The following is a 10,701-nucleotide window of genomic DNA, read 5'->3' on the forward strand; positions in this document are numbered from 1 at the left end:
ATCACCCCTCCTTCCTGCCATAGATATCTTCGAAACGCACGATATCGTCTTCCCCGAGGTAGGAGCCGGACTGGACCTCGATCATCTCGAGCGGCACGCAGCCTGGATTTTCGAGACGGTGGCGGGTTCCCAGGGGAATGAAGGTGGATTCGTTCTCGGAGACCAGGTAATTCGTGTCGCCACGCGTCACCCGGGCTGTGCCGCGCACGACGATCCAGTGCTCCGCCCGGTGGTGGTGCATCTGCAGCGACAGGGCCGCGCCAGGGTTGACCACGATGCGCTTGACCTGGAATCGTTCGCCGGCATCCACGCCGTCATACCAGCCCCAGGGACGGAATACCTTGCGGTGCAACTGGCTTTCGGGACGCCCCTCGCGCTTGAGGCTGTCAACGACTTTCTTCACGTCCTGGGTCCTGTCCATGCGTGCAACCAGGATCGCATCCGGGGTCTCGACGACCACCATGTCCTCTATCCCGACGCACGCCACGAGCCGGTCCCGAGACATGATCAGCGTATTGCGGCAATCCTGCAACAGGGCATCGCCCTGCGCGACGTTTCCCTGGGCATCCTTGGGCAACACCTCCCACAGGGAATTCCATGCTCCGACGTCCGACCACTGCGCCGCAAGCGGAATCACCACACCGGCAGGCAACACCTCATCCCCAGCGGCCAGGCGCTCCATGACTGCGTAGTCGATGGAGTCGCTGGGACATTGCGCGAACGCCTTCCTGCCCACCCGGAGAAAGTCGCCATCGGCCGAGCCCTGCTCCCAGGCCGTGCGGCAGGCCGAGAGGATATCGGGCCGACAGGCGCCGATCGCCGCAAGCCAGACGGAGGCCTGCAGCATGAACAAGCCACTGTTCCAGAAATAGGTGCCAGCGTCGAGATAGGCCTGTGCCGTGGCGACATCGGGTTTTTCCACGAAGCGGGCAATACGGTGGGATCCTTCCTGATCGATGGCCTCGCCTGCCTGGATATAGCCATATCCGGTTTCGGGCGCATCCGGCTGAATGCCGAAAGTGACGATCGCCCCGGCAGCCGCGAGCTCCACGCCCCTGCGCACCGCCGCCTGGAATCGCAAGGTATCCGCGATGACGTGATCCGCCGGCATGACCAGCAGGATGGGATCGGACCCTTCCCGCGCCGCCGCCAGGGCTGCCAGCGTCAGCGCCGGCGCCGTGTTGCGCCCCATGGGCTCGAGCAGCACCGCGCCCCTGCTGCCGATCAGCCGCAGCTGCTCGCTGATCACGAAGCGGTACTCCTCGTTGCAGACCACCAGCGGTGCGCCCAAGTCGACGCCCGGCAACCCTTCCGTGCGCCGTACCGTCGCCTGCAGCAGGGATTCCTCCCCGATCAGCGGCAGCAGCTGCTTGGGATATTTCTCGCGCGAAAGCGGCCACAAACGCGTGCCCGAACCGCCGGATAACACGACAGGAACCAACGTTGACATGAGACTCCCCTGATTCGGACAATGCGGGTGCTCTCCCCACACTTTTTCAGCTGATCCGCCCTTGCTCCCCGCTGACCACGTACCCTTGCGGGTTCTCGCTCTGCCAGCGCCAGGCATCCGCGCACATCTCATCCAGCCCCCGCTGCGCCCGCCATCCCAACTGGCTCGACGCCAGGGCGGGATCAGCATAGCACGAGGCAACATCCCCAGGGCGGCGGGGAGCGATTCTGTAGGGAACGGGTCGCCCGCTCGCCCGCTCGAAGGCGCGTACCATGTCCAGCACGCTGTAGCCCGTTCCTGTGCCGAGGTTGACCGTCACGCATTCTCCCTGGCCTTCCAGTGCATTCAGCGCTTCCAGCGCCTTGATGTGGCCCTGCGCCAGATCCACGACGTGGATGTAGTCGCGGACCCCGGTCCCGTCCGGCGTGGGGTAGTCGTTGCCCCATATGTTGAGATATTCCCGCCGCCCCACCGCCACCTGGGCCACGAAAGGCATCAGGTTGTCGGGAACGCCTTGCGGATCCTCCCCGATCAAACCGCTGGCATGCGCTCCCACGGGGTTGAAATAGCGCAGTATGCCGAATCGCCATGACGAATCGCCGGCATGCAAATCGCGCAGGATGTCTTCCACCATAAGCTTGCTGCGCCCATAGGGATTGGTGGCGGACAACGGATGAGCCTCGGTGAGCGGAAGCCGCTGCGGCTCGCCATACACCGTGGCGGAGGAACTGAACACCAGTGTGCGCACGCCGCACTCGGCCATCACCTCCAGCAGGCGCAGGGTGCCGGTCACATTGTTGTCGTAGTACGCGAGCGGCCGGCTGACGGACTCCCCCACCGCCTTGAGCCCGGCGAAGTGAATCACTGCCTCAGCCCCGCTATCGCGCAGGGCTGCATCCAGCGCGGCACGGTCGCGGACGTCGCCTCGTATCCACCGTACCTTTTTCCCGGCGATGCGCTCCACACGGACCAAGGCTTCGGGGCAGCTGTTGCAGAAATTGTCGAATACGGTGACGTCGAATCCCGCATTCAGCAGTTCCACGCAGGTATGCGAACCGATGTAGCCCGCTCCACCGGTGACGAGGATCATGAAAACCCAGATAAGCGGATATGAATTGCCGATACAGGCCAATCCGATCCATGTATTTTCATCATAATCAACCCAACCACCTGCTCATTTCCTCCCCATAATGCCATCAGGTACGTACAAGCTCCTGCACAAGCAGCTCGACGATTCTTTCGGCTGCTTTTCCGTCCCACAGCCGCGGACGTTGTCCCCGCCTGCCTTCACCCCTGAGCACCTTGCGAGCCTCAGCAACAATGCGCGCGGGATCTGTCCCTACCAGTACGTTTGAACCCTCCTCCACCGTGATGGGCCGCTCGGTATTGTCGCGTATGGTGACACATGAGACTCCCAGTGCGGTGGTTTCCTCCTGCAGGCCGCCGCTGTCGGTCAATACCACCGCAGCGTCCTTCCATAAATCGAGAAAGGCCATGTAGCCTTGCGGCCCAATCAGTGTAATGTCCGGCCCCAGGTCGATCCCGAATTTCTCCAGATTCCCGCGTGTACGCGGATGTACGGGAAAAATCAGAGGCAACTCGGCCGCCACTTCCCGGAGTGCCCCGCCGATGCGCGCCATCACCTCTGCATTGTCGACATTTGCCGGCCGATGGAGCGTAACTACTCCGTACCGGCCTCCATTAGCCTGGCGTGCCGCCTTGTATTCGCTCGTCTCGAATCCCGAAGTATCCATGTTGGCCAGCTTACCCGCCTGATACAGCAGATTATCGACCATTACATGCCCGACGTAATGAATCGCAGAATCTGGTTTTCCCTCATTGCGCAGGTTCACGATCCCACTCGGTTCGGTCACGAAGAACCAGTCCGAGATACTGTCGGTAACTATACGATTAACCTCTTCGGGCATGCTCATATCGCCGCTACGCAGGCCCGCCTCGACATGGGCTACCGGGATATTCAGCTTCTTTGCAACAATGGAGCAGGCCAGCGTCGAATTCACGTCCCCCACTACCAAGACCGCGTCGGGAGGCTCGACCTGGCAGAGTTCTTCGAAAGCCACCATGATCTTGGCGGTTTGCTGTGCATGACTTCCTCCTCCTGCCCCCATGAAGACGTCCGGCTTGGGGATCCCGAGTTCCTCAAAAAACACGTCGTTCATTTCCCGATCATAGTGCTGGCCTGTATGAATGATCCGAAATGCTGGTTCACCGTGAGCCTGTAGAGCGCGCACGATTGGGGCGATCTTCATGAAATTCGGACGCGCACCGGCGACCAGATAGAGTTTCTTCATGTCAATCTCTAACCTTATCTCCAATTCATAAAGTTACCGCGAGACTCATTGATTAAGAGGCCAGTAGCTATCCACCAAGGATTTAGTATTGACGATATTTGATCGGGTGGAGGCCCCAAACACGATGGCTTCAATATTCGGTTGCCGGCATACCCATTCGATCGCTTCCCGTGGCGGAATCGCCCCAGAAGCGAACACAGACATTGCAATCGCCCGAAACCGTCTTTCTCTCAACGAGCGTTCATAGGCATCGAAACCACCACACATGCGAAATCCAATCTTGTTGATATTGGAACAGATGATCGGATTCTCGATTCCAACATCATCGAGTGCATCCAACAGCATCGGCATGTTCATCGTGATGAAGCCCGGCTCGGCGCCGTATCGATTCCTTATGTGATCTGAAAATATTCGGAAGGCATCCTTGAATCCCAGACCCAGAAGAAGATCGACCACCACATTCTGCAGAAAGACAACGGGAGTATGGAGTCCTGCGAACATCTTCATCTCGGCATCCACCAGCAGGGTCGTAATTCCCTCGATATCCTTCCTGGCCAGTGACATTCCCCCACGCATCGCAGCATTCATGATGCCCTCGTCCGGCATGAAGCGCTTCAGCGCTCCCAGTATCCCATCATCCGTCACGGCGTTGGCATATTTGTGCGCATACGGCATACACGGCAGAAACCGAAATTCTCCATAACGCCCCGGGTTGGAGCGCATGTGATCGCAAACCAGTGCAATGCGATCATGAGTGGTGCACATGAAGGACCTGACACCTTCATCGTAGGCCTGATCCAATACGTCGATAACTGCACGAATGTCCTGAAAGCGCATGGACTGCGTACGCGCCTTCTCTTCCGACATGTGATTGACCCCAAAAAACTGATTGTCCCCGAACAATAAGCGATCCATTTTCACCGATCTCCAGGCAATTAATACTAACGGGCACCGAAAAAAAATCCCGTCTTTTTCTTCTGAGCGATTGGAGGCTTAATGCCCGATGCACGAGGAGAACCATCCGCATCGGCAATCATCATTGCAATCACTTGGTCCGTCACCATCCCTTCCGAGAATGAATTGACGTTGTGATCGACGTTCCTTTCCTCGATGCACCGGATGAAGTAATCCAGTTGCGCGGAATATTCTTCTCCGCGGAGATAGAACCAGACAGGTTCGGTCAAATCCGTCGTGTAACGAACGTTCCATCCCGTCTGATAACCATTTGGAATGAAATTGTTGTCGCGCAGATATACCTGGCACTCCTGCCGATCAGCATAGATACGCCCTCCCGTGCCCCAGATGGTCAACCTGGTCGTCATCTTGCGGCAGGATTCGTCGCTCCAATTGACCGAAATCTGGGCGCTTTTTCCCCCAGCATAGAACAATGTCCCCAATACCTCGTCGTCTGTATCCTTGGAAAAAATCTTATTCAGCACCGTTCCGCCGACACTCTCGGGCATACCCATATACCAGTTCACCAGATTGATCGGATGTGCCGCATAGTCATAAAGACATCCTCCTCCTTCTGTTCGCTGAGTTCGCCAGGTCGAACCCTTGGGCTTGAGCACCACCGGACCATAGGCTTCCGCCAGGATGTGCGAAACTTCACCGATGGCCTTGTCATCCAACAAGCGCTTGACTTCCTGGAAAGAAGCAACGAACCGATAATGGTATCCCACCTGGTTGACGAGTCTTCTCTCATGCACTACCTGCACGAGCGCATCCCCCTCTACCGTATCTAGGCAGAACGGTTTCTCGCAGAATACGTGCAGCCCCCTGTCCACAACGGTTCTGACCATTCGGACGTGCATGCTTGAAGGTGTGGCGATGATGACCGCATCCAGTTCAACTTCCTGCAGCATCCTGTCGAAATCCGTAAAGACAGGCACACCCGTATACTTGTTGAGCACATCGAGAATGTATCCTGCAGCATCACAGATGGCCACTACCTTTACGTGAGAATGGGCATTGATCATTGCATAATGAGACAATCCCATTTTTCCGAGACCTACCACTGCAATGCGAACCATATCTTCTCCCTAAATAATGGTTGTAATGACCTAATTTTTGCTTCACAAAGCAAAACGCTACTATAAGATATATATCTCAATGAGCTTGTATGTTTAACCAGTGATGAAAATCAAAGTAACCATTACCCACACCTTTATATCTGGGCTACTTAAGCAACATCCGGATACCTAATTATAGAAATGATGTAGTTGGGTAAGCTGGCGATGCATTTCATGAAAGACCTAATATTCTAGTAGCTCATAGTGAGATAGTACCTGTATAGCTCATCTGTTGATTCAGCCCTCAAATACCATCAAGCTGCATACTTGATGTGCGGATCACAGAAGTAGGCGCGGACATGGTCGGGCTGCTGCTCCAACTACGTCATGTACTCGTTCGTGACTGCGCGTAGCTTGTGTTTGAATATCGCACGCTGCGCGATTGCTTCATCAACCTACTAACCTGGCCGCCGCCTAAATTTTCTAGAGTATGTTAGTTACACATTGTTCGGATTTAATATAAATTGACGTATACCATTAATCAAATCATTTCTCGCGGCTGGTATCTTCATCTGTGGAACTACCATAGACTCTATATTGTGGGCAATCATCCCGGCCACTTCCTTTTCAGAATCGATGATATAAATACCCGGCTTATTCTTTAACCACTGTGCTGTTTCAAGTTGATGATTACTAGTAACTTCATGTAGTTCTGATCTTCGGGGTAACAAGATAAGCGGTTTATTATGCTCGATTGCTGCAATAACTGTGCCCATTCCAACATGTGATATTATCAAATCACTATTAATAATATGGCTTCTATATTCGGATGGGCTTATCATGGTACTAAAATTAATGTTTTTGGGATATGAAGTTGTCCTGCCTATCTGTCCAAAAACCTCAATTTTCTGCTGTCCTTCCGCCCATTTATCTACTGCCGCTACTAAACGGTCAAAAGGAAGCATTGATCCTACTGTAAGAAAAATTTTCACAATATACTCCCAAAATAGCGAGGCCCTTCTGAACGAGCAAGATGTTCCCATTGAGTAAGCCAAAGATCTGAGTACTTACGTACTTTGTAACCTGACATAGATATCTCTTGGATATTTGCAATGCTATCGATCCAAATTGTTTTTGCGCCTAGCCATTTTCCTATTCGCAAAGCAACAGCACCAGGAGCGGATCCCGTGGAAATCACTATATCTGGACGTTCTCGAATAATGATGTAACACATCTCAGCAACCATTTTCGCCAAGCTCCAGCGACTCCAGCGAGTTGCATCAGTAACCTTATAAAAACGCGAGTCTACTACCTCTTCGATGTAATCAGCTTGAACAGTCACATAGACAACATCATGTTCTTCAAAGGCTGGTCTCAAACATAATAGTTGTACCCAATGGCCTCCGCCAGAAGCTACTGCTAGAACTTTTGTCCTCATATTCTCACCCATTTGAATGCTTTATTAACAACAAGTAAATAGTATCAAGCGGCATACCTAGCAGGCTGTTGAAGAACCGGCTGCGAGCACGAACCGATCCTCTTCATCAAACCAGATGAGCCTCATGCCGCGCCTTTTCGAACGTCAAGGCCCCTGACTGCGGCAATGAGGCAAGCAACGGGCCGGCTCTGGTCGGCCTGCGGCACGATTTCAGCCGTCGTGGCCATCATTGGACGCAATCCGGGCGCAACTGCGCCAGCGAGCGCAATCGGATCAGGTTGTAGGCCGCCATCGTCAGCGTCAGGAGCTGGTCGACCTTGTCGAGCCCACGCACCATGACCTGGCGGATCGGACCGATCACCTTGCCCCAGCCGAAGCATTGCTCGATGCATTTTCGCTTGCGCTGGCTGATCCTGTAGCCGGTGTGCCGCGTGGTGCGCGCGTCGATTGCACTGCCACCGTTGCGGGCGGTGTTCTGCGCCACGTGCGGTGTCACCTTGAGCTCGCGACACGTCTCTTGACGAAGCCCCGGGTGTCGTAGGCCTTGTCGGCTGCCACCGTGACGCGTCTCCCAGCCCTGCCCAGATCGCGCAGCATGTCCGCCGCCGCATCGCGCTCGGCCGTGCCGTTGGACTGGCTGGCGCGCACGTTGACCACCAAGCCGTGGCGGTTGTCGGTCAGCACGTGGCCAAGGTTGCTTGGCAGCGCCGACGCCGCATGGCTCTTGCGGTACAGCCTCGACTCATCGTCGGTCGTCGATTGGTGCGTATCGTTGCTACGCGGCTCATCACGCCAGTCCCCGGGTGGGCGCTCGTCGGAGCCGTCCTTGCGCCGCACGCTCTTGTGGCTGACCCAGGCCTGGATGAGTGTGCCGTCCACACTGAAGTTCTCACCCGAGAGCAACTCGCGTTTGCCGGCCATCTCCACCGTCGCGTTGAATAGCTCCGTGACCGCATAGTGCTCGATCAGCCGGTCGCGGTTCTTGCTGAACACCGAGTGGTTCCACACCGTGTCGTCGATCGACAGGCCGACGAACCAGCGAAACAGCAGGTTGTATCTGATCTGCTCGACAACCTGGCGCTCGCTGCGTACGCTGTAGAGCACCTGAAGCAGCATCGCGCGCATCAGTTTCTCGGGCGCAATTCTGGGCCGTCCACCCTTGATGTCGGCTTGGCACATCGCCGAAAGCTTCGCGTTCATGCCAGCCAGCGCGTCGTTGACCCACGTGCGGATCGGACGCAATGGGTGGTCTGCCGGCACGAACTCTTCGAGCCGCACCATCGTGAACAGGTTCTCGCTAAAACCGTCGGCACCGCGCATCGAGGGCAATCTCCATATCATTGACTCTGCCAATCTTCGCTCAATTCGAACGCGGACGGGAGGTTCTTCAACAGCCTGCTAATGTATGGGCCCTATAAATAGATTGTATGTCTCTAAGATTTTTAACATGATGACGTAATACGACGATCCTGAGTTCGGGTCGGTTTTGGACGGTTTTTCATCCCCATCGGCATGCCTGAGACGACGGGATTTAATCTTGAACTATAACTGGGCAGATAAAATATCTCGATCATTCCCGAGTTTTTTTGTTATTTGCTTCATCGCTGTACTATCTGTAACATTGGAGTGAAATGGTTTTGCAGAGATTCCATGATGTCTTGTTTGTTCATACGAAAACAGGTTTCTACCCTCTACAGTAATTCATATCGCCTTACCAGCCAATAATACTATGCATTAGTTTCTATAAGCATGACTCCCACCATGTCCTATTGATGCTGTTTTTGCTTTGCTGTATGGTAAATGTATTCGAGGTTTTCCAAAATCTTACCGATCGAGAAATATTTCTTGACTCGTAAATATGCCCGCTTACGCCTACGTTCACTGCCTTCACTATCAAGTAAGCTGTCAATTAACGCTGTAGATAAAGCATCCACATCTCCCGGAGAAATCAAGACACCGCAAGCTCCGTTCTCCAATACATCAGGAATACCGCCAACTGCGCTAGACAACACAGGAACACCAGCCGCCATTGCTTCTAATATGCACACTGGAAGTCCTTCATAATATGAAGGAAGAACCAGTAAATCGGCTGAAGCTAATAAGGCATCTTTAGCAGAACCCTCGACCCAACCCGGTAGGATAACGGCATGTTTTACACCTAATATCTCAGCCTGCTGAGCTACATTATCAAGCTCACCATCTCCGGCAAGAATAAACCTTGCTTGCGGTAACTGGTCAAGTACTTTTGGGATTGCTCTAATAAGATCGAATACCCCCTTGTTCTTATTTAATCTTCCAAGAAAAAGAACCTGAAAGCCTGTTACTCTCTGCTCTCGAATATGGTCAGGCACAAAGACGGGATTGCCAAGTACCACTATGGCTGCATTGGGAATTAAAGTAGCTATAGAATCACGCCAACTTGAAGTCAAAGCAATAACTGTATGCGCGTTTTGAAAAATATACTGAACCCATTTACGAGCTAAAAAACCACATTCTTCACGAACAAATACGGGGAATTCCCCGCTATGCATGTGTAAAATATAAGGCACCCTAAAAATCTTTGAAAACATGCAAAAAATAGATTTACGCCAAAAGCTTCCACGTGAAGCACTATGTACATGTAATAAACCGACTTCGCGCTTTAGAAGCATTTGTAAGAAAATGGCAAGTGCTCGCGCCATTACCTCCAGCTGCATAGGAATGTCACGCCGCTTATAGGAAACTAAATATTCAATGTTCCATTGGTCAAAAATTCCTCCTCTCTGATAAGCTTGGGCAACTGAAACCATTCCTCCATTGCTAGCTAAGGAGATACCAACCATAACAATTTTTTTGTTTAATGGTGAATTTCCCATATTAACCTCGGCACTATTTAGTCAGGTCTGATCAAATCGGTTCTTTAAGCCAGGCGACACAGGAATCCCAATAGTACCCCCTGTTCTGATTGTCAACGATATTAACCCATCGGAACTTGCTCAGGTCATGCGGTTAATGCATAGGCTTTGGGCCGAGATTCTCATACACAGCGCCTGATACGATCGCTGGTGTTATATCCAGCCTTCGATCACACGGTTGGCATGCTGCAGGATCTCGAAAGAATGTCGATACATACACATTACTCCTTCAAGGTTCGAATCAATCGTTCCACCATCCCGTTCTGCTACGGACAATGCGGGGGGACGAATTTCCGGCGCAGACCATAGCTGAAACCAGCGTTGTACAGCCGCGACTTTAGAAGCCCAGTCCATTGTCCGATCGTTTTAGGAATGGCTCAGACACACAGTCCAATGTTCCGAACCAAGCAATCAGGGCGTACTCAAACGTACTTTATGGGGTACATACACGGTCGCTGCGTGGAGATGCCTGATCGCGGATATTGTGCTTGCGGCAAAGGAGAGCTGGCCATTCGTTTGAACAGCGGCCCGGGTATTTTTAAGTGCAATCTCTGCTGATTTTCACGCTGCCAGTTCAACCGTCGGCAACATCACG

Annotated in this window: 8 protein-coding genes and 1 pseudogene; all 9 read right to left on the reverse strand. The window is 53.4% G+C overall.

The genetic code is table 11. The features are described from left to right. Position 1: 1 nt before the first annotated feature. Complete coding sequence (locus BT108_RS08800) at positions 2-1,450, reverse strand: mannose-1-phosphate guanylyltransferase/mannose-6-phosphate isomerase (RefSeq protein ID WP_072294170.1); 1,449 nt, start codon at positions 1,448-1,450, stop codon at positions 2-4. 46 nt (positions 1,451-1,496) lie between these two features. Continuing rightward, entirely contained in the window at positions 1,497-2,540 is a 1,044-nt protein-coding gene (gene galE, locus BT108_RS08805; RefSeq protein ID WP_072294182.1) for a UDP-glucose 4-epimerase GalE, read from the reverse strand. A gap of 106 nt (positions 2,541-2,646) precedes the next feature. Next, the gene (gene wecB, locus BT108_RS08810) at positions 2,647-3,762 is read right to left on the reverse strand and encodes a non-hydrolyzing UDP-N-acetylglucosamine 2-epimerase (protein WP_072294183.1); all 1,116 of its coding nucleotides are present in this window, start codon (positions 3,760-3,762) and stop codon (positions 2,647-2,649) included. Positions 3,763-3,807: 45 nt separating this feature from the next. Further along, positions 3,808-4,677 carry a hypothetical protein gene (locus BT108_RS08815; protein ID WP_218184849.1) on the reverse strand — a complete coding sequence of 290 codons (870 nt, stop codon included), beginning with the start codon at positions 4,675-4,677 and terminating at the stop codon, positions 3,808-3,810. 26 nt (positions 4,678-4,703) lie between these two features. Beyond that, entirely contained in the window at positions 4,704-5,795 is a 1,092-nt protein-coding gene (locus BT108_RS08820; RefSeq protein WP_072294172.1) for a Gfo/Idh/MocA family protein, read from the reverse strand. A 476-nt stretch (positions 5,796-6,271) separates the two neighbouring features. Further along, on the reverse strand, positions 6,272-6,766 hold the full coding sequence (locus tag BT108_RS08825) for a glycosyltransferase (protein ID WP_177257288.1): 495 nt from the start codon (positions 6,764-6,766) through the stop codon (positions 6,272-6,274). Then, on the reverse strand, positions 6,763-7,224 hold the full coding sequence (locus BT108_RS08830) for a UDP-N-acetylglucosamine--LPS N-acetylglucosamine transferase (RefSeq protein ID WP_072294174.1): 462 nt from the start codon (positions 7,222-7,224) through the stop codon (positions 6,763-6,765). The genes BT108_RS08825 and BT108_RS08830 overlap by 4 nt, the downstream gene beginning before the upstream one ends. A gap of 214 nt (positions 7,225-7,438) precedes the next feature. Then, positions 7,439-8,532 (reverse strand): annotated as a pseudogene (locus BT108_RS08835) (IS5 family transposase). Between the two features lie 446 nt (positions 8,533-8,978). Next, positions 8,979-10,067, reverse strand: coding sequence for a glycosyltransferase family 4 protein (locus BT108_RS08840; RefSeq protein WP_083566326.1), 1,089 nt, complete (start codon positions 10,065-10,067; stop codon positions 8,979-8,981). Between the last annotated feature and the right edge of the window lie 634 nt (positions 10,068-10,701).

It is taken from the genome of Nitrosovibrio sp. Nv17 (assembly GCF_900119085.1).
In the GTDB taxonomy this organism is placed as follows: domain Bacteria; phylum Pseudomonadota; class Gammaproteobacteria; order Burkholderiales; family Nitrosomonadaceae; genus Nitrosospira.